A 19,541-nucleotide genomic window follows, 5' to 3' on the forward strand; every position below is an offset into this window, starting at 1 on the left:
ATTAAAGAGCTTAAAAAATAGTCGAAACGATGGATGGAGGTAATCAGATTTGGACGACTTCAATATAGTGTCAACCCTGATTGGATTAATTGGAGGTTTAGGCTTATTCCTATATGGTATGAATCTTATGGGAGACGGTCTTGAAAATGCTGCAGGTGATAAACTAAAAAATATATTAGAAAAAGTGACCTCAAATCCTATTTCAGCAGTAATAGTTGGTGCTTTAGTAACCATGGTAATACAGAGCAGCAGTGCTACTACAGTAATGGTGGTTGGCTTTGTTAATGCAGGACTTATGAATTTATTTCAAGCTACAGGCATCATTATGGGTGCAAATATAGGTACAACAATAACAGCACAGCTTGTTGCTTTTGATCTTGATCAAATTGCACCTATTGCTGTTGGTATCGGTGCAGCTTTAGTCCTCTTTTCTAAGAACAAAAAGACAAAGGATATTGCAAGTATAATATTAGGCTTTGGTATTCTCTTTTTAGGTATGGGTTATATGGGAGATGCTATGAAGCCAATATCACAGACACCTCAATTCACAAATTTAATTCTAGCAATTGGGGATAACAAGTTTTTAGGTATTATAGCTGGTCTTGGACTTACAGCAATTGTTCAAAGCTCCTCAGCAACAACAGGTATATTAATTGCCCTGGCATCTACAGGCTCTATTGGTATTAATGTAGCTCTTCCAATAATATTTGGTTGTAACATAGGTACTTGTGTAACTGCATTAATTTCCTCTGTGGGAACGTCAAAAACAGCTCATAAGGCAGCTTTCATACACCTTGCTTTTAATGTTTTTGGAACCTTAATATTTATACCTTTTATGGGTGCTATAGGAAATATAGTTCAGAACATAAGCCCTGGTGATGTATCAAGACAGGTTGCTAATGCTCATACAATATTTAATGTTTCCAATACCTTAATCATGATTCCATTTATTAAATATCTTATTTTAATAGTGAATAAAATTGTCCCTGGTGAAGATGTAGTGGAAAAAGCAGGACCTAAATATCTTGATGATAGATTGCTTGAAACCCCTATAATAGCATCTGGACAGGTGATGAAAGAAACAGTGCGTATGGCTACAAAGGCTAAGGAGAACTTAATGCTTTCAATAGAAGCATTTAATACCGATGATGAAGCTCTGGCAAAGAAGGTTTATAGCAACGAAAAGCTCATTAACATTCTAGAAGAAAGCATAACTAGTTATTTAGTAAAGCTTTCTCAAACAGATATATCTGCTAAGGAAAATGAGATTCTTCAGTCCACTTACTATGTAGTTAATGATATTGAACGTATAGGAGATCATGCTGAGAACATAGCTGATTTAACTCTAGAAAAAATCAACAGAGGCTTAACTCATTCTAAAGAAGCAGAAGGAGAGCTGAAAAATATATTTAGCTATACCTTAAATGCTTTAGAGCTTGCTATAGACGCTTATGAGCATAGAGATGCTAAGATGGCGGAGGGAGTATATCCTCTAGAAGAAAAGGTAGATCAGCTGCAGAGAGAGTACAGAGAGGCTCATATAAAGAGACTTAATGAAGGAAAATGCAGTGCTTATACTGGAACCTTATACATAGATACCTTAAGTAATCTTGAAAGAATTAGTGATCATGCTGTTAACATAGCAGAGAGTGTTTTAAATAGAAAATAATAATTAAAATTTCAGGGAGCACAGCATTTATAGCTGTGCTCCCTTTTTAGAAGGCTTGTATTCAAGTAGTTTCAATGGATAAGCTTAAAAGCACTCCACTATTAGAGGTATTTTTTTATTATATATGTACACACTATCTTTATATCTTACCAATAAGGAGGGATATAATGAAGGTGACAGCTACTATTGTAGATAGAACCAGGTTATATATATATTCAGCACTTTTAGCTTTTTTAGTTATGGCTTTCTTTTCATCAGCTGCTCATGCCTCTTACCTTGAGGATACCCTTAAGCCTAAGAGAGGAAACCAGGAACAAAAGATAACTGACAAAAAAAATAAAGAGCCGCAAAGGATAATACTGATCGATCCAGGTCATGGAGGCTATGATGGAGGAGCAAAGTCTAAAAATGGAACTGTTGAAAAAAATCTTAACCTTTCTATAGCTATTAAGGCTAAAATGGAGCTAGAAAAAGTAGGCTATAAGGTTTTTATGACTAGAGACAAGGATGAAAGCTTGAACAGCCCTTCAGGATCAAAATACAGCTCTAAGAAGGTTGAGGATTTAACCAATAGATGCAATAAAAAGAAAGAAGTAAACTGTGATATGTTTATCAGCATACATCAAAATACCTTCCCTAAAGGCTCTGTAAAAGGAGCTCAAGTATGGTATTCTAATTTTGAGGAAAGCAAATACCTGGCTAAAACTATCCAGGAGTGCTTAAGAGAGTATTTAGATCCCACCAATAAGAGAATAGAAAAGCCTGCCCTTGATAGCTATAAAATACTCAGAGATGGCTATGAAGCTCCATCAGTTATTGTTGAATGTGGCTTTATAACTAATTATGAAGAGGAGCAAAGGCTAAAGGATGAAGCTTATCAGAAAAAAATAGCTGAGGCAATTGCAGCATCAGTTAATAGATATTATGAAGACTTTAAGGTAAGGGCAGAGAGAGGAGCAGAAGCTCCTCAATAATAGTCTCGTGAAAAGAAGAAATATAATTATTTCCGGGGCAATATAATAGCTTTAATAGACTTCCTAGATTGGGAGTCTTTTTTATTCAATAAGTATTAAGCTACCTTCAACCACTGTCATCCACCAGCTCTTACCTTCCATAAGGGTAATAGGAGCACCAGTATAGTCCCTAATTACCGTAGTGCTATTTAACTTTTCCCAGGTTCCTGAACATGCCTTTCCACCAGAAATTATTATGGCATTACCTTTATTCTTCTGATAATCCTTATCAACAAGCTGGATAATCAGATTTGAAACCACAGGCGCATTGCTATTATCAAGGGATGAAGAATATTTATATAAGCCCTCCTCATATCTAAAGGTGCTGGATATAGCTTTTGAATACCTAATATGAATTAGATCACCGCTATCCTTATAATATATAGGTAGTTTATCACTGGATTCCTCAAAGGAGAAGGTAGGAAGATTGTTGATGGCTATGGTATCTATTCTTTCCACCCCCAATGAGCTATAAGGAGAATTTTCATAATATAAGCCTTCATAGACACATTTATCTGAAGCGCCGTCATAGCTCTCAAAAATAATGTCCCCCTGGTTCTCTCCGGTCAGCTCATTGATAACTATATCTTCTTTATAAATAGCTATGTAGGCTTCATCCTTCTGAAGAACTGGATTTATTTCTTCTCCTGTGATAGGAGAGACATTAAGAGCATTTCCCTGTGGAGGTCTATATAAAGACCTCTCTGCGCATCTTTCAGCATGACTATATAAAATAAATATGATTATTATTGTCATAGAAAAAAATATAAAAAAATCTATTTTATTTAAAGGTTTTCTATCAATCATTTAAGACATCCCCTCTCTAGTTAATTGCCTTATAAATTATAGTGGCTATTTCATTAATTTATGCAATAAATTCATCAAAAATGTTTAAAACTATCAAATTTGATAAAATTGGACAAATCATATTGAAAGGTATATATTGCCATGATAAGATAATTATGGTTAATGGATTGGTCCATTAATCCAATGGGGGGCGGTATATATGGAGATTAGGCTTAATAGAAATAGTGGGGGACCTCTCTACCTTCAGGTAAAGAGTCAGATAATGGATATGATTAATCAGGGAGAGCTTAAGGTAGGCTATAAAATGCCCACGGAAAGAGAGCTTTCCAGAGTTCTAGGAATAAGTAGAAATACCATTAGCTCTGCTTATAAGGAGCTGGAGCTGGAAGGTGTATTAAAGTCTATCCAGGGTAAGGGTACCTTTATTTCAGAGCAGAATACAGTGTGGAAGATGAGGGATTCAAAAGAGAAAATCTATAAATTCTTAGATTTAGCTTTTGAAGAGGCCATTGGAAGCGGTATCAGTGGTGAAAACTTTCTAGAGCTTGTTGCGAGATATACAGAAGAAAAGATTGATAAGATGAATAAAACTACAGCTATATATGTAGAATGTAATGTTGAGCAATCAAGAATGTTTAGCACTCAGTTAAGCTATTCAACAGATATGCTGGTTGTTCCTATAACCATAAATGATTTAAGAAATATGGATGATAAAACTAAAAAAGCTATAGAAGACAGTCAAATTATTGTATCTACCTTCAATCATGTAAGTGAGGTTTCCAGATTAACCGCAGCATATAAAAAGGAGATTTTAGGGGTAGCGATTAATGCTGATCTAGGTACCATTGTAAAGATTGCTAGGTACCCTAGTAGTACAAAGTTTGGCTTTTTTTGCATGTCCGAAGAATTTATGTTCAAGATAAAACAGGCTTTAGAGGAGGCGGGACTGGGAGATATAAATATTCAGTATTCCAATAGCTATGATAAAGAGGTAATACAGGAGATTGTAGACAGCTCAGATGTTATTTTGGTATCTCCTGGGAGATATAAGGATATAGAAGTGTTTAATCATGACAAAAAGGATGTAATAAAATTTATATATAACTTAGACGAAGGGTCTGTTAAAGCCCTAAAGTCAAAAATTATTGAGCTTAATATTCCACTATAATATGGAGGTAATAAAATGGAAAAGAAAACCTTGATTCTGGGTGTTATTGGTGCAGATTGTCACGCTGTGGGTAATAAGATACTGGAATATGGACTTACTGAAGCAGGCTTTAATGTGGTTAATATTGGAGTGCTATCACCTCAAGAAGACTTCATTAATGCTGCACTAGAAACTAATGCGCAGGTTATTATGGTTTCATCTCTTTATGGTCATGGTGAGATAGATTGTAGGGGTATGAGAGAAAAGTGTCAGGAGGCAGGCTTAAAGGATATCCTTTTGTATGTTGGAGGAAATATAGTGGTTGGTAAACAGAATTGGGAAGAGGTTTATGGAAGATTTAAGTCCATGGGCTTCGATAGAGTTTATCCACCTGGTACCTCAATTGAAACAGCTGTAGGGGATCTTAAGAAGGACTTACATCTTCAATAGAATGGAGGCGAAGTTGTGAAAGCATATCTACTAATAGATTTTGGAAGCACCTATACCAAGTTAACTGCTGTAGATATTGAGAAGGAAGAGATAATAGCTACCTCGAAAGCCATAACCACTGTTGAAAAGGATATCATGGATGGCTTTTATAAGGCTTATGCTCTTCTAGAGGAAGGCTTCAAGGATGAAAAACCCAACTTTATAAAAAAGCTGGCCTGTTCCAGTGCCGCTGGAGGATTAAAGATTATTGCTATTGGCCTGGTGCCTGAGCTAACAGCAGAAGCAGCTAAGAGAGCTGCCCTAGGAGCAGGAGCAAGGGTTATGAAAACCTACAGCTTTGAGCTCACTGATGATGAGATAGAAGAGATTAAGGGGTTAAAACCAGATATGCTTCTTTTAGCAGGAGGAACTGATGGAGGGAATAAAGAGTGTATCCTTTATAATGCAGAGCTTATTGCTAGAAGTAATATAGGTGTGCCTGTAGTAGTGGCTGGTAATAAATCTGCTAATAGTAAGATAAGAGAATTGTTTACTAAGGGAAATGTTGTCCATGCTGTTTGTGAAAATGTCATGCCAAGACTCAATGTAATTAATGTAGACCCTGCTAGAGATGAAATCCGCAAGATTTTTATGGAAAGAATAATTCAGGCAAAGGGACTTCAAGGTGCAGAGGAATATACCAGCGGAGTCATGATGCCCACTCCTGCAGCAGTGCTAAGAGCTGCTAGAGTTTTAAGTGAGGGTAGTGATCTAGAGGAAGGCTATGGTGAGCTTATTGTAGCCGATATAGGGGGGGCAACCACAGATATTCATTCTATAGCTAAGGGTGAACCATCAAAGCCCGGTATCAACTTAAGAGGTTTGGAAGAGCCCTACGCTAAAAGAACCGTAGAAGGAGATTTAGGCATGAGATACTCGGCACTCTCCTTATGGGAGGCTGTGGGGAGCAGAAGAATTAAAAAGTATCTTAAGTTCAAGGATCTGAAGATAGAAGAAGCAGCTAGGTTCAGGCATGAAAATATTAGATTTATACCGGAAACAATGGAAGAGGTAGACTTTGATGAGGCCATGGCCAAGGTATGCTTGGATGTTTCCATGGAAAGACACTGTGGTTATTTAGAGCCTTATTATTCTCCCATGGGTATGGTTTACAATCAGGTGGGCAAGGACTTAATGGAAACAAAATATATTATAGGTACAGGAGGGGTACTTGTTCATAGTGAGAATCCTAAAGAAATTTTAGAAGCCTGTGTTTATAACACGGATAATATTAATTCTTTAAAACCGAGGTATCCAGGCTTTATTCTGGATGAAAAATATATCTTATCAGCCATGGGATTACTCAGTGAGGATTTACCAGATATGGCAGTGAGAATAATGAAAAAGTATCTTATACAATTATAAAAAGGTTAGGGGATATAAAAGTGAAACTAAAAAATAAAAAATGGAATGAAGATGAGTTTTTTAAGGTGCGTGAAGAGGTATTAAAACAGTGGCCAACTGGAAAAGAGGTTGACCTTCAGGATGCTGTGGATTATTTGAAAAAGGTACCGGAGCATAAAAATTTTTCTAAAAAGCTTGTTAAAGCAAAGGAGGAAGGGATAACCCTAGCACAACCTCGAGCAGGAGTAGCATTAATAGAGGGGCATATAAACCTATTAACCTATCTTCAGAACCAAGGGGAGGCAGATTTGCTTCCATCAACTGTTGATAGCTATACAAGGCAGAACAGATATGAGGAATGTGAAGTAGGCATTAGAGAAAGCAGAATAACAGGAAGATCTCTTCTTAATGGCTTCCCTGTAGTTAATCACGGAATTCACGGCTGTAGGAAGGTATTTGAGGCTATCAATTTACCTGTAGAGGCTAGGCATGGAACTCCTGATGGAAGGCTGCTGGCAGAAATAATTCATGCTTCTGGATGGACTTCTAACGAGGGAGGAGGAATTTCCTATAATATCCCTTATGCAAAAAGCATACCTCTTGAAAAATCCATTTTAGATTGGCAGTACTGTGATAGACTTGTAGGTTTCTATGAGGAGCAGGGTATAACTATAAATCGTGAGCCTTTCGGCCCACTTACAGGAACTCTAGTACCACCAAGTACCTCTAATTCTGTTGCAATAATTGAAGCACTATTAGCTGCTGAGCAGGGAGTAAAGAATATCACTGTAGGATATGGCCAATGTGGAAATCTAATACAGGATGTAGCTGCTATAAGGGCTCTAGAGGATCAGGTTAATGAATATTTAAGCTTCTATGGTTATGAGGATGTATGTATAACTACAGTGTTCCATCAATGGATGGGAGGCTTCCCACAGGACGAAGCAAAGGCCTTTGGAGTAATTTCCAATGGAGCAGCTGCTGCTCAGCTGGCTGGAGCCACTAAGGTTATAGTAAAGACTCCTCATGAAGCTATAGGTATACCAACTAAGGAAGCAAATGCCCTGGGCATTAAGACAACGAAGATGGTGTTGAACCTATTAAAGGGCCAGAGAATGCCATCATCTAATGAACTGATAGAAGAGATATCCATCATAAAAGCAGAAACCAGATGTATAATTGATAAGCTCTTTGAAATAGGGGAAGGAGACCTTGCTGTAGGAGCAGTAAAGGGCTTTGAACAGGGGATTATTGACGTTCCTTTTGCTCCAAGTAAATATAACCTGGGAAGAATGATGCCAGCAAGAGATAATAATGGTGCTGTAAGATACCTTATGTTTGGAAATATGCCTTTCTCAGCAGATATAAAGGATTTTAACATGAAAAAGCTGAGAGCTAGAGGAAAATATGAAAATAGAGCTGTAGGCTTCCAGATGACGGTGGATGATATTTTTGCTGTTGGAAGAGGTAAGCTAGTGGGTAGACCAGAGGGAATAAAATAAAAAGATACAGCAATCCATTATGAAAAAAGGAAGGTACAGTTTATGAAAATTATAGATGTAGTTTGCTCCTCAGGAAGAACAGGTTTTTATTTTGATGATCAAAGAGCAATTAAGAAGGGTGCCAGTCATGATGGCTTTACCTATACAGGAGAGCCGGTAACAGAGGGGTTTAAAGCAGTAAGACAGGCTGGTGAGTCTATTTCAGTGATGCTTATTCTTGAGGATGGACAGGTAGCCTATGGTGATTGCGCAGCAGTGCAGTATAGTGGAGCTGGTGGTAGAGATCCATTGTTTTTAGCTTCAGATTTCATCCCTCTAATTGAAAAGTATATTGCACCAGAGCTTATTGGTCTTGAATTAACTTCATTTAAAGGATTAGCAGAGCGTTTTGATAGGATGACAATAGATGGAAAAAGACTTCATACAGCCATAAGATATGGTGTTACCCAGGCCTTGCTAGATGGTGTTTCCAAGGCTAAGAAGATGACCATGGCTGAGGTTGTTAAGGATGAATATAATACTGGGGTTACTATAGGAAGAATACCAATATTTACACAGTCCGGCGATGATAGATATAACAATTCAGATAAAATGATTATAAAAGGTGCCGATGTAATACCTCATGGACTTATAAATAATGTTGCAGAAAAGCTTGGGTATCATGGTGAGCTTTTAGTAGAGTATGTATCCTGGCTGAGAAACAGAGTATTGAGTTTAAGATATAGTGAAAATTATAATCCTGTACTTCATATAGATGTATACGGAACTATAGGTATAATTTTTGAAAATAACCTTGAGAAAATGGTTGATTATTTCAGGGTTTTAGAAAAGGCTGCAAGCCCATTAACATTGAGGATAGAAGGTCCAATGGATATGGAGGAAAGAGAGAAGCAGATGCTTGCCCTTAAGGAGCTCACTCAAAGACTCCAGGAAGAAAGCATAAAGGTAGAGATAGTTGCCGATGAATGGTGCAATACCTACGAGGATGTAGTGTATTTTGCAGATAATAATGCTGGTGATATGCTTCAGGTAAAAACACCAGATTTAGGTGGAATAAACAATACCATTGAAGCACTCCTGTACTGCAGAGAAAAGGGTGTAGGAGCCTATTGTGGTGGAACCTGTAATGAAACCAATAGAAGTGCTGAAATATGCACTAATATTGCCATGGCTTGCGGTGCGGCTCAAGTCCTTGCAAAGCCTGGAATGGGTGTTGATGAAGGCTTCATGATTGTGAATAATGAAATGAATAGAGTTATTGCCCTTGTTAACAGAAGAAGTAAATAATAGAATGGTTATAGGACAATAATTATAAAGAGGTGATGACCTTGAGAGAGGTTCATGTAGATAATATCAGAGAAACCGTTGCAAAGCTTTGTATAGATGCAAATTATAATTTAGGCAGTGATGTTAAGGGACGTCTTGTACTGGCTAAGAAAAATGAAACCTTTGCGATAGCACAGGATATATTAGACAGCATAATAGAGAATGCTGAAATTGCTGAAGCAGAAAGAGTGCCTATGTGTCAGGATACTGGAATGGCCTGTGTATTTGTAGAGATAGGTCAGGAGGTTCACATTGTTGGTGGAGGACTTCACCAGGCTATAAATGATGGAGTTAAGGAAGGCTATTCTAAAGGCTTCTTAAGAAAGTCTGTAGTTAAGGACCCTATAAGAAGGGTTAATACAGGAGATAATACTCCAGCAGTTATATATGTAGATTTGGTAGAAGGGGATAAATTCTCTATAACTGTAGCACCAAAGGGCTTTGGTTCCGAGAATATGAGTGCCCTGGCAATGCTTAAACCTTCTGACGGCTTGGAGGGAGTAAAGAAATTTATTATTGATACCGTAAGAAAAGCTGGGCCTAATGCTTGTCCTCCAATGATAGTAGGAGTAGGGATCGGCGGAACCTTCGATAAGGCAGCAAATTTAGCAAAAAAAGCTGCAGTAAGAAATTCTGATGTAAGAAATGCCGATGAATATTATAAGGACTTAGAGCTAGAGCTTCTAGAGGAAATTAATACTCTCGGTATAGGGCCTCAAGGCTTTGGTGGAAGAACTACAGCTTTAGCTATAAATATAGAAGTATATCCTACTCATATAGCAGGGCTACCTGTTGCAGTAAATATAAACTGTCATGCTACCAGGCATTTGACTGCTGAGCTATAGGAGGTGTCTTATGGAAAAGTATATAAATACACCACTAACTGAAGAAGTCGTAAGAGGGCTTAAGGCTGGAGATAGAGTTCTTATAACAGGAGAAATATATACCGCTAGAGATGCTGCTCACAAAAGACTCATAGAGCTTTTAGATCAAGGTGGAGAGCTGCCTTTTCCTATTGAAGGCAGCGTGATATATTATGTGGGGCCTACACCACCTAAACCAGGTCAGGCTGTGGGCTCAGCTGGTCCTACTACTAGCTACAGAATGGATAGCTATGCACCTAGACTTTTAGATTTAGGGCTAAAAGGCATGATAGGAAAAGGTGAGAGAAACCAAGAGGTAAAGGATGCTATAAAAAGAAATAATGGGGTATACTTTGCTGCTATTGGTGGAGCAGGAGCTTTAATAAGTAGAGCTATTTATGAAGCTGAAATAGTGGCTTATGAGGATTTAGGAGCAGAAGCTATCAGGAGGCTAAAGGTGAAGGATTTCCCTTGCATTGTGGTAATTGATAATGAGGGAAATAACTTGTATGAGCTTGGTCAATGGGAATATTTAAATACAGTTAAAAAGGATTAGGCTATTAGAAAAGAGGGAAAGCGATGAAAATAAACAAGGCCGCCTCAGCAGGCACCCTAGAGTCTAATGATATACTTATAATGGTGGCACCTAATGAAGAGGAAGCTATCGATATACAGCTGGATAGCATTGTTATGAAACAGTTTGGAGAAGAAATAGAAGAGGTTATTAGACAGGTGCTCCAGGAGCTATGTATAACCTCAATTAAACTTAGGGCTCAGGATAAAGGAGCCCTAAATTATACTATCAGAGCTAGAGTAGAAGCTGCCTGCAGGCGAGGGGAATAGATAAGGGGAGATATTATGCTTAGAAGAAGTCTTTTGTTTCTTCCTGGTAATAATCCAGGAATGCTGCAGAGTGCAGAGCTCTTAGGCGCAGATGGAGTTATATTGGACTTAGAGGATGCTGTAAATATAAGAGAAAAGCTTTCAGCAAGGATATTGGTAAGAGAGGCTTTGAAGAATATAACCTTTAATGGAGTTGAGCTTATAATAAGAGTAAATCCCATGGATAGCATCTATGGGGAGGAGGATATTCTAGAGCTTGCTCCTTTAAAGCCAGATACTATACTAGTGCCCAAGGCCGATGAAGAAGGAATAAAAAAAGCTTCTGCCTTACTAGATGACCTTGAGAGAAAACACCACATAGCTCGTGGCTCTATAGGACTAATGCCCTTGATTGAAAGTGCCTATGGAGTAGAAATGGTGGGATCAATAATAAAGAGCTCTGAAAGAGTTAATGGAGTTCTGTTCGGAGCTGAAGACTATACTGCGGACCTTTCAATAAAGAGAACTAAGGAAGGGGATGAAATATTTTATCCCAGGAATAAGATAGCTGCTGTCTGTAGAGCAAATAAAATTAGCGCTATAGATACTCCATTCACTGATGTAGAGGACCTGGAGGGGCTCATAAAGGATATTTCTAAAGGTAAAGCTTTGGGGATGACTGGAAAAGCAGCCATTAATCCAAGGCAGATTGATACTATCCATGAAGGTTTTGCCCCTGATGCTAAAGAAATTGATTATGCTTTAAGAGTAATCAGTGCCATGGAGCAGGCAGATAAAGAGGGTAAGGGTGTCTTTTCTGTGGATGGAAAGATGGTTGATGCACCTATTATTGAAAGAGCTAAAGGGATATTGAGCTTGGCTGAAAAGCTTAAGCTTTTATAGGAGGGGAAGCTTATGATAAATTCATTAGGGATTGAGCTACCAGAGTATATTGAAGGCTATGGTGAGGTTAAACCATATAAAGGACTTTTTAATGAGACTATGGTTAAAAAAAAGGCATCTATTCCTGGAAAGGTTATTACCCCAAAGGAAGTGAAGCTGCTCTCATCTATAAAGGACAGCCTACAGGAGATTGATCTTAAGGATGGCATGTGCCTATCCTTTCATCATCACCTAAGGAATGGGGATTATGTCCTTAACATGGTTATGGAGGAGGTATGTAAAAAAGGGATTAAGGACTTAACTCTGGCTGTTAGCTCCATATTCCCTGTCCATGCTCCTCTGGTGGATTATATAAATAAAGGAATCGTTACGAAGCTTTACGCCTCCTATATCTCTGGCCCTGTTGCTGAAGCTATTTCCTCAGGAAGACTTAAGTATCCTGTGGTAATGCAGACCCATGGAGGAAGAAGTAGGGCAATTGAAGCAGGAGAAATAGCTATAGATGTTGCCTTTGTAGCTGCCCCTTGTGCTGACAGCTATGGAAATATCAATGGTGTTAATGGTCCATCTGCCTGTGGAGCTCTGGGATACGCAGTAGCTGATTGTATGTATGCAAAAGAAGTTGTAGCTATAACTGATAATCTTGTTCCTTATCCTGCAGTACCTATAGAAATACCACAGCATTACATTGACTATGTAGTTTCTGTAGAATCCATAGGTGATCCCAAAGGCATTGTATCAGGAACCACAAAAATCACCAGGGATCCTATAGGGCTGAAGATTGCTAAGGATGCCTGCAGTGTCATTGAAGCCTCAGGACTGCTTAAGACTGGGATGAGCTTTCAGACGGGAGCAGGGGGAACCTCTCTGGCTGTAGCTAAGGAACTAAAGGAGAAGATGCTTAAAAAGGGGATACGGGGAAGCTTTGCTTCTGGAGGCATAACGGGATATCTTGTTGAGATGCTTGAGTCAAACCTCTTTGATAGCCTGTTGGATGTTCAATGCTTTGACATAGAAGCTGTTAGATCCTATCGAGAAAATCCACGCCATCAGGGAATGTCTGCATCTATGTATGGGAATCCCCATAACAAGGGAGCGGTGGTTAATCAATTAGATGTGGTTATTTTGGGGGCTACAGAGATAGATACTAGCTTTAATGTAAATGTAACCACAGATTCTCATGGAGTTATAATGGGCGGTTCTGGTGGACACAGTGATACAGCAGCTGGTGCCAAGCTTACTATCATAGTTTCTAATCTTATGAAGGCAAGGCTTCCTATCATAAAGGATAGGGTTACTACCATTACTACTCCAGGAGAATCGGTGGATGTACTGGTTACGGAAAGAGGCATAGCGGTGAACCCTTTAAGGAAAGACCTTATAGATTCCTTGAACAAAGCTGGATTAAAGGTTTTGACTATTAATGAGCTCAAAGCTATAGCTGAGAGCTATACCGGTATACCTAAGAGTACAATACCTTCCGAGGAGATAGTAGGAGTTATTGAATATAGAGATGGTTCTGTGCTGGATTTAATAAGAAGAGGAAAATAATATGGTTGGAATTACTATTAACGAAGTAAATATAAAAAATCCTAGGGAGCTTCAGGAGATTAAAGGCTTCTTAAAGGATTTTTCTCTGACTCTTGATAAGGATATTGATTATACTCTTTCTATTACAGAGGATGGAAGGCTTATAGCTACCTGTTCTAAGGAGAAGAATATATTAAAGTCCTTTGCCATCCTCCCGGAATATCAGGGAGAAGGTCTAGCAGCTGTCATGGTTACTAGGATTATGGATAAGCTATTGGAGGAGGGGCATGAAACCTTTTTTGTTTTTACTAAACCCTGTAACAAGAATATTTTTATTTCTTTAGGCTTTAGTACTCTTTATGAAGGAAAGGATGCTGTACTACTAGAGAATGGCTTAACAGGAATAGAGGATTACTTAAAGAAAATTATTAAGAGTAATAATATAGATACCCTAAAGTCCAGGGCAGCAATAGTAATGAACTGTAATCCCTTTACCCTAGGGCATAGGTTTTTAATTGAAAAAGCAGCTGAGGAAAATGAAGAGGTTATTATATTCTTGGTTGAAGAGGATAAATCCTTTTTCCCTTTTAATATAAGATATACAATGCTAAAGGAAGGTACAAAGGATATTCCAGGAGTAAAGCTTATCTCTGGAGGTAAGTATATTATTTCTTCAGCGACCTTTCCAAATTATTTTATTAAAGAGGAAAATCAGAGGCTTAGGGCGTATGCTGAGATAGATGCAGGTGTTTTTTATAGATATATAGCCAAGGCTCTAAATATTAAAAAGAGGTATGTAGGTGAGGAGCCTTACTGCAATATTACCTCTCAATATAATGAAGCTCTTAAAGCTATGGCAAAGGAGTATGAGGTTGAGCTTATTGAAGTACCAAGAAGAACTATGGGGCAGAAGGCTATAAGTGCTTCCTCCGTGAGAGGGTATCTAGCTTCTGGGGACATAGAAAAAGCTTTTATACTTTTACCAGCTACTAGTGCTATCTTTTTAAAATCGCCCGAAGGAATAGAGCTTATAGAAAAGTTAAAGAGAAGCCATGAGACTTAGGTATAAAAGGATAATAAAAAAACGCACAGCTTGTGCGTTTTTTTAAATGTTCTTAAAGCCTTTTCCCTTAACCTCAGAAACATCTACTATAGACATGAAGGCGCCAGCATCTAAGGATAGTATAGCACGCTTTAGCTCTACCATCTGACCTGTGCTAACTATACAGTAAATGAGTGCTTTTTTATGAGCGGTATAGCCTCCTTCAGCAGGTAGAATAGTAACTCCTCTGTGGAGATGATTCATTATATAATCCTTTATAGCCTGTTCTTGGTTTGTTATTATGAGCATCAGCTGCCTTCTATTTAAGCCTTTAACTACCTTATCTATAACTAGTCCTTGTATATAAATAGATATAAATGTATATAGTGCTTTAGGAAGTCCCAGGAAGAATCCTCCTACGGAGACAACCATAAGGTTGATTATGAAGCTGAGCTTTCCTATATCCCCTGAATAGGATTTTCTTATAAGCATCACAATTATATCTACTCCTCCTGTGGAGGCGTTTCTTGTAAAAACTAGCCCATAGCCTATACCACAGAGGACACCACCATATATACAATATAAAAGGGTATCCTGGAGATTAATGATTTGTCCAATGTTCTCTGTAAGAATCAAAAATAAGGATTGAGAAAGCATACCTATAGCTGAATAAAAGGTGAAGCTTTTGCTGAGCTTAAGGTAGCTGATTATAAACAATGGAATATTGATTAGAAACATTGTAAATCCTACCTTAAAGCCTGTCATATACTGAACTATTAAGCCGACACCGGCAACACCGCTGCTTAAAAGTCTCGCATGAACTAAAAACATGTTAACGCCGATAGCAGCTATAAAGCAACCTAAAATGATAACTATTGTGTCAATTATTCCTCTGTATTTTTGCAGTATGTTGGTCATATTCTGTCCTGTCTCCTTTGTTGCTCTGTGAATTCTTCTCATTTAAGCTTATATTATTTGCTGGATTTGCTAACCTCAATATTATATTTTGAACATTTTAAGGATATAGTTCTGTGGGTAAGGCCTAGAGCTTTTCCTGCTTTATTATAGCTCTTATACTTTTCCATTGCTAGCTTGATTATTGCCCTTTCATATTCCTCAAAAGGAAGTAGCTCCCCGTTTATTGTGTTTATTAGCTCATCCTTTACCTGAGGTAAAGTATTGATGTAGGAAGGTAGGTCATCCTCTGTGATAATTGTTCCTTCACAGAGATTTAATGCTCTTTCTATTATGTTTTCTAATTCTCTTACGTTTCCGGGCCAGCTGTAATTTTGAAGAAGTCTTAGCCCTTGAGAGTTTATTCCTTTAACAGCTTTATTGAGCTTTTTGTTAAATTTTTTAATAAAGGCCTCTGTAAGTAAGCTTATATCTTCTTTTCTCTCTCTAAGTGGAGGGAGGGGGATAGTTAGAACATTGAGTCTGTAATATAGATCCTCTCTAAAGCTGCCTTCCTTAACCATTTTTTCAAGATCTCTATTAGTAGCAGTTATAACCCTAACATCTATCTTTTGTGTTTCTATTCCTCCTAAGGCTTCTATTTCTCGTTCCTGAAGGGCTCGTAGAAGCTTAACCTGCATGGATATAGACATATCGCCTATTTCATCTAAGAATAAGGTACCTCCATTAGCTAAGGAAAACTTTCCAGGCTTACTTTTATAGGCACCGGTGAAAGCACCCTTTTCATAACCAAAGAGCTCGCTTTCTAATAAGCTTTCTGGAATGGCGGCAGAATTCACTTTTATAAAAGGTTTATCCTTCCGAGAGGAATTATAATGGATAGCCTTGGCAATAAGCTCTTTGCCAGTGCCACTTTCTCCAGAAATCATCACTGTGGAAGTGGTCATAGAGGCTTTAGTGCATAAGTACAGAGCTTCTCTCAAAGAGGTACTGGTACCTATTATATCCTTAAAAGAGGAGGTGAGCTGATTGTGTTTTAATAGCTCTTCCTTGTAATATTCTAGCTCCTGTTCGCTTTTTTCTAGCTTGCTCATAAGATCCTTGATTTCATCCACAGGCTTTGAGGTTGATATAACTCCCTTAAATTGTTCATCAATAAATATAGGTTCTACCGTTGATATTATATCTATACCATCTTTATTTTGTCTAATATTTTCAATCTTACTTTTATTCTTCATAACCTGCATTCTATAACCGTAGGGAGATATGTCTTCTAGCTTCCTTCCAGTAATATCACGGTCTTCTAATGAAAAATATTTTTTATAGGCAGGATTAACATAGCTTATTTTGCCAAATTCATCAACAAAGCATATAAGGTCATGAGACATTCCTAAAAGCTTTTGGAACTTTTCGTTTAGTTCTTTCATTCCTACAAGGTCTGAAATATCTTGATATATAGCTACTGCTCCTATGATCTTATTGCCAGAATAAATGGGACTTTCATTTACCATCACCGTCTTATTATTTACCTGGTGCAGCAGGCCAAAATGCTTATCCCCCGCTGTAAGAATCTTTGGAAGCTCTGAATTCTTTATTAATAGCTCTATAGACTTTCCCATAATCTGGTTATAGTTTTTACCAAAGAGATTGAGAGCATATTTGTTGATGTTAGTTATATTGCAATCTATATCGATAACTACAATACCTATTGGCAGGTTTTCAAAAATTTGATCATTGGCTATTTTGCTTTCTTCTATAAAAGCATCAATGTCCTTCATAACCTGTGGAGATACTTCCATTTGATTTTCAATGTAATCGCAAAGCTCATCCACGGCTACTTTTCCAAAGCTATCATCCTTGCTGGAAATTACTACAGTTTCATTTTCTCTAACCCTTAGAGAAAGAAGAGCCAGCATGCTTATACCTAAGGGATCCTTAAAGGGAGGCTTTGTTATATAAAGGTTAGTGCTGTACTTGTGAATTATAGCAGAGGCCTTATTTACCATGAGTGCAGCTATTCTTGTGTGCAAGCCATTGGGATCTCTAATAATTATTTCTCTTGAATACATATCTCACCTCTCATTCTTGATAAAAAATATCAAGATTAAAAAATAGTTGATATATTTTATCATATCCTTATATTAGCCTATTTTAGGAGAGTTACCAAGAGTTTTTTTAAAAACAGTTAAATTAGTTGATAAAAAATATCAGATTATATTATATTGAAAATTGCATAACATATTTATATACATAGAGATTAAAAGATCAGAAAAGCCTGAATCGAAGGAAAACAAAGAGATAAGGTAGAAAATAATTTGTGAATTTATCGGAAACGTTACCTTTGGCACGGTTTTTGCTATTTATTATAACTAGACATAATAATATAATATTATATATATAATAGTTGTAGTAGTAGCGCTGCATAGTATGAGGAGGAAGAAAAATGATAAAAGGTATAGCTGCATCAAAAGGATATGCTATAGGTACAATTTACCTTCATGAAGAGGTGGAGGTAAAGATAACTGCAGAGCTTGCTAAGGATGTTACAGAAGAGAAGGGAAAGCTTCAAAAGGCAGTAGAAAAATCCAAGGCACAGATAGCAAAGATTAAAGAAAAAACTATTGAAACCATGGGAGAGGAGAAGGCTGAAGTATTCGAAGCTCATCTGACTCTTCTTGATGACCCAGAATTTACCGGAGCAATGGACCTTGAAATAGAGAATAATAGCAGTAATGCCATGAAGGCTGTAGATGATGTGATGAATACCTTCGTTACTATTTTCGAGAGCATGGACGATGAGTATATGAGAGAAAGAGCTGCAGATATAAAGGATGTTTCTAAAAGAATCATAGCAAATATTGCAGGTACATCTGTAGGAGGCTTTGATATTGAAGAAGAAAATACAATAGTTGTCGCTCATGACTTAACACCTTCAGATACAGCTCAATTAGATAGGAGTAAGGTTATTGCCTTCTTAACAAACATCGGAGGCAGAACCTCTCATAGTGCTATTATGGCTAGAACCCTAGAGATTCCTGCTGTAGTAGGATTAAAGGATATAACTACTCAGGTTAAAACTGGAGACAAGGTGATTGTAGACGGTATAGAAGGAATAGTTATTCTAAATCCTGATGAGGCTACAGTTGCTTCATACTTAGAAAAGAAAAAGGGCTATGAAGCTGAAAGAGAAGAGCTTAAGAAGCTTATAGAAGTTAAAACTACTACTTCAGCAGGCAAAAGGATAGAGGTTTGTGGAAATATCGGTAAGCCTGAAGATGTAGAGCAGGTTCTTGCTAATGGTGGCGATGGTATAGGGCTATTTAGAACTGAGTTCTTATACATGGATAGAGATGATATGCCTACGGAAGAGGAGCAATACAAAGCTTATAAATATGTATTAGAAAAGATGGGAGAAAAGCCAGTTGTTATAAGAACCCTTGATATTGGTGGAGACAAGAAGCTTTCCTATCTGCCTATGCCTGAAGAAATGAATCCATTCTTAGGCTATAGAGCAATAAGACTTTGCTTAGATAGACCAGAGATATTTAAGGTTCAGCTAAGAGGTTTATTAAGAGCTTCTGTATATGGAAATCTTAAAGTTATGTTCCCTATGATTTCTTCCTTAGAGGAATATAATAAAGCCATGGACATAGTTGAAGAATGTAAGAAGGAATTAAAGGCTGAGGGCAAGAATTATAGTGAAGAAATAGAGTGGGGAATAATGGTAGAGATACCTGCTGCGGCTGTTAATGCTGATGAGCTTGCTAAGCATGTGGACTTTTTCTCTATTGGAACCAACGACTTGATTCAATATACTCTAGCAGCAGATAGAATGAGCGAAAAGGTTTCTTACCTCTACAATCCAATGCATCCAGCTGTATTAAAACTTATTAAGATGACTATAGAAGGAGCACACAGCCAGGGTAAGTGGTGTGGAATGTGTGGTGAAATGGCAGGAGATGAGGAAGCAATACCAGCACTTTTAGAGTATGGCCTAGATGAATTCTCCATGAGTGCAACCTCAATATTACCAGCTAAAAAGAAAATACTTGAATTTTAATAACAATTGGGAAGCCTAATAAGCTTCCCATTATTATTTTATAGGAGATTTAGTAAAATCTCCTCTATCTTAAGGGAACTGTTCAAAGTAGGGTAAATACATATTTTAT

The 19,541-nt window shown here is 37.6% G+C and carries 17 protein-coding genes; 14 read left to right on the top strand and 3 right to left on the bottom strand.

The window, feature by feature from the left end:
- Window positions 1-49: 49 nt before the first annotated feature.
- Entirely contained in the window at window positions 50-1,669 is a 1,620-nt protein-coding gene (locus tag ACPWSR_RS11350) for a Na/Pi cotransporter family protein (RefSeq protein WP_426348336.1), read from the top strand.
- Between the two features lie 167 nt (window positions 1,670-1,836).
- Complete coding sequence (gene cwlD, locus ACPWSR_RS11355; protein ID WP_426348337.1) at window positions 1,837-2,643, top strand: N-acetylmuramoyl-L-alanine amidase CwlD; 807 nt, start codon at window positions 1,837-1,839, stop codon at window positions 2,641-2,643.
- Window positions 2,644-2,724: 81 nt separating this feature from the next.
- On the opposite strand, the gene ACPWSR_RS11360 is transcribed toward cwlD, so the two are convergent.
- Window positions 2,725-3,489, bottom strand: coding sequence for a DUF3048 C-terminal domain-containing protein (locus ACPWSR_RS11360; protein WP_426348338.1), 765 nt, complete (start codon window positions 3,487-3,489; stop codon window positions 2,725-2,727).
- 199 nt (window positions 3,490-3,688) lie between these two features.
- Here ACPWSR_RS11360 and ACPWSR_RS11365 point away from each other — a divergent pair, with 199 nt between their 5' ends.
- From ACPWSR_RS11365 to citC, 11 genes are read left to right on the top strand one after another with little or no spacing between them, the layout of a single operon-like run.
- Complete coding sequence (locus ACPWSR_RS11365) at window positions 3,689-4,657, top strand: GntR family transcriptional regulator (RefSeq protein ID WP_426348339.1); 969 nt, start codon at window positions 3,689-3,691, stop codon at window positions 4,655-4,657.
- A 15-nt stretch (window positions 4,658-4,672) separates the two neighbouring features.
- Window positions 4,673-5,086: a methylaspartate mutase subunit S gene (gene glmS, locus ACPWSR_RS11370; protein ID WP_426348340.1), complete on the top strand. Its 414-nt coding sequence runs from the start codon at window positions 4,673-4,675 to the stop codon at window positions 5,084-5,086.
- 15 nt (window positions 5,087-5,101) lie between these two features.
- Window positions 5,102-6,490: a methylaspartate mutase accessory protein GlmL gene (glmL, locus tag ACPWSR_RS11375; RefSeq protein ID WP_426348341.1), complete on the top strand. Its 1,389-nt coding sequence runs from the start codon at window positions 5,102-5,104 to the stop codon at window positions 6,488-6,490.
- 20 nt (window positions 6,491-6,510) lie between these two features.
- Window positions 6,511-7,971, top strand: a complete 1,461-nt coding sequence (locus tag ACPWSR_RS11380) for a methylaspartate mutase subunit E (protein ID WP_426348342.1) — start codon at window positions 6,511-6,513, stop codon at window positions 7,969-7,971.
- Between the two features lie 42 nt (window positions 7,972-8,013).
- On the top strand, window positions 8,014-9,258 hold the full coding sequence (locus tag ACPWSR_RS11385; protein WP_426348343.1) for a methylaspartate ammonia-lyase: 1,245 nt from the start codon (window positions 8,014-8,016) through the stop codon (window positions 9,256-9,258).
- Window positions 9,259-9,299: 41 nt separating this feature from the next.
- On the top strand, window positions 9,300-10,142 hold the full coding sequence (locus tag ACPWSR_RS11390) for a fumarate hydratase (protein WP_426348344.1): 843 nt from the start codon (window positions 9,300-9,302) through the stop codon (window positions 10,140-10,142).
- Window positions 10,143-10,152: 10 nt separating this feature from the next.
- Window positions 10,153-10,716 carry a Fe-S-containing hydro-lyase gene (locus tag ACPWSR_RS11395; protein WP_426348345.1) on the top strand — a complete coding sequence of 188 codons (564 nt, stop codon included), beginning with the start codon at window positions 10,153-10,155 and terminating at the stop codon, window positions 10,714-10,716.
- Window positions 10,717-10,739: 23 nt separating this feature from the next.
- Window positions 10,740-11,003 (top strand): citrate lyase acyl carrier protein, encoded by a 264-nt coding sequence (citD, locus tag ACPWSR_RS11400; RefSeq protein ID WP_426348346.1) that lies wholly within the window; start codon window positions 10,740-10,742, stop codon window positions 11,001-11,003.
- 15 nt (window positions 11,004-11,018) lie between these two features.
- Complete coding sequence (locus tag ACPWSR_RS11405) at window positions 11,019-11,885, top strand: HpcH/HpaI aldolase/citrate lyase family protein (protein WP_426348347.1); 867 nt, start codon at window positions 11,019-11,021, stop codon at window positions 11,883-11,885.
- Window positions 11,886-11,897: 12 nt separating this feature from the next.
- On the top strand, window positions 11,898-13,436 hold the full coding sequence (gene citF / locus ACPWSR_RS11410) for a citrate lyase subunit alpha (protein ID WP_426348348.1): 1,539 nt from the start codon (window positions 11,898-11,900) through the stop codon (window positions 13,434-13,436).
- Between the two features lies 1 nt (window position 13,437).
- A complete protein-coding gene (gene citC / locus ACPWSR_RS11415) occupies window positions 13,438-14,478 on the top strand; it encodes a [citrate (pro-3S)-lyase] ligase (protein WP_426348349.1) in 1,041 nt (346 codons plus the stop codon).
- A gap of 42 nt (window positions 14,479-14,520) precedes the next feature.
- Here the strand turns inward: citC and ACPWSR_RS11420 are convergent, their stop codons facing one another.
- Together ACPWSR_RS11420 and ACPWSR_RS11425 are read right to left on the bottom strand one after the other, a co-directional pair.
- A complete protein-coding gene (locus ACPWSR_RS11420) occupies window positions 14,521-15,417 on the bottom strand; it encodes a YitT family protein (protein WP_426348350.1) in 897 nt (298 codons plus the stop codon).
- Window positions 15,418-15,428: 11 nt separating this feature from the next.
- Complete coding sequence (locus tag ACPWSR_RS11425) at window positions 15,429-17,441, bottom strand: sigma 54-interacting transcriptional regulator (protein WP_426348351.1); 2,013 nt, start codon at window positions 17,439-17,441, stop codon at window positions 15,429-15,431.
- A 374-nt stretch (window positions 17,442-17,815) separates the two neighbouring features.
- Between ACPWSR_RS11425 and ptsP the strand changes: the two genes are divergently transcribed.
- The gene (ptsP, locus tag ACPWSR_RS11430) at window positions 17,816-19,432 is read left to right on the top strand and encodes a phosphoenolpyruvate--protein phosphotransferase (RefSeq protein WP_426348352.1); all 1,617 of its coding nucleotides are present in this window, start codon (window positions 17,816-17,818) and stop codon (window positions 19,430-19,432) included.
- Window positions 19,433-19,541 lie beyond the last annotated feature (109 nt).

Origin of the sequence: Alloiococcus sp. CFN-8, from assembly GCF_049943125.1 — a bacterium.
Lineage (GTDB): Bacteria > Bacillota > Clostridia > Clostridiales > Clostridiaceae > JAEXZL01.

Excerpts from the sequence above, each read along its gene's own strand:
- cwlD (WP_426348337.1), top strand. The coding sequence starts at position 1,837 with ATGAAGGTGACAGCTACTATTGTAGATAGAACCAGGTTATATATATAT.
- ACPWSR_RS11360 (WP_426348338.1), bottom strand. The coding sequence starts at position 3,489 with ATGATTGATAGAAAACCTTTAAATAAAATAGATTTTTTTATATTTTTT.
- ACPWSR_RS11365 (WP_426348339.1), top strand. The coding sequence starts at position 3,689 with ATGGAGATTAGGCTTAATAGAAATAGTGGGGGACCTCTCTACCTTCAG.
- glmS (WP_426348340.1), top strand. The coding sequence starts at position 4,673 with ATGGAAAAGAAAACCTTGATTCTGGGTGTTATTGGTGCAGATTGTCAC.
- ACPWSR_RS11385 (WP_426348343.1), top strand. The coding sequence starts at position 8,014 with ATGAAAATTATAGATGTAGTTTGCTCCTCAGGAAGAACAGGTTTTTAT.
- ACPWSR_RS11395 (WP_426348345.1), top strand. The coding sequence starts at position 10,153 with ATGGAAAAGTATATAAATACACCACTAACTGAAGAAGTCGTAAGAGGG.
- citD (WP_426348346.1), top strand. The coding sequence starts at position 10,740 with ATGAAAATAAACAAGGCCGCCTCAGCAGGCACCCTAGAGTCTAATGAT.
- ACPWSR_RS11405 (WP_426348347.1), top strand. The coding sequence starts at position 11,019 with ATGCTTAGAAGAAGTCTTTTGTTTCTTCCTGGTAATAATCCAGGAATG.
- citF (WP_426348348.1), top strand. The coding sequence starts at position 11,898 with ATGATAAATTCATTAGGGATTGAGCTACCAGAGTATATTGAAGGCTAT.
- citC (WP_426348349.1), top strand. The coding sequence starts at position 13,438 with ATGGTTGGAATTACTATTAACGAAGTAAATATAAAAAATCCTAGGGAG.
- ACPWSR_RS11420 (WP_426348350.1), bottom strand. The coding sequence starts at position 15,417 with ATGAGAAGAATTCACAGAGCAACAAAGGAGACAGGACAGAATATGACC.
- ACPWSR_RS11425 (WP_426348351.1), bottom strand. The coding sequence starts at position 17,441 with ATGTATTCAAGAGAAATAATTATTAGAGATCCCAATGGCTTGCACACA.
- ptsP (WP_426348352.1), top strand. The coding sequence starts at position 17,816 with ATGATAAAAGGTATAGCTGCATCAAAAGGATATGCTATAGGTACAATT.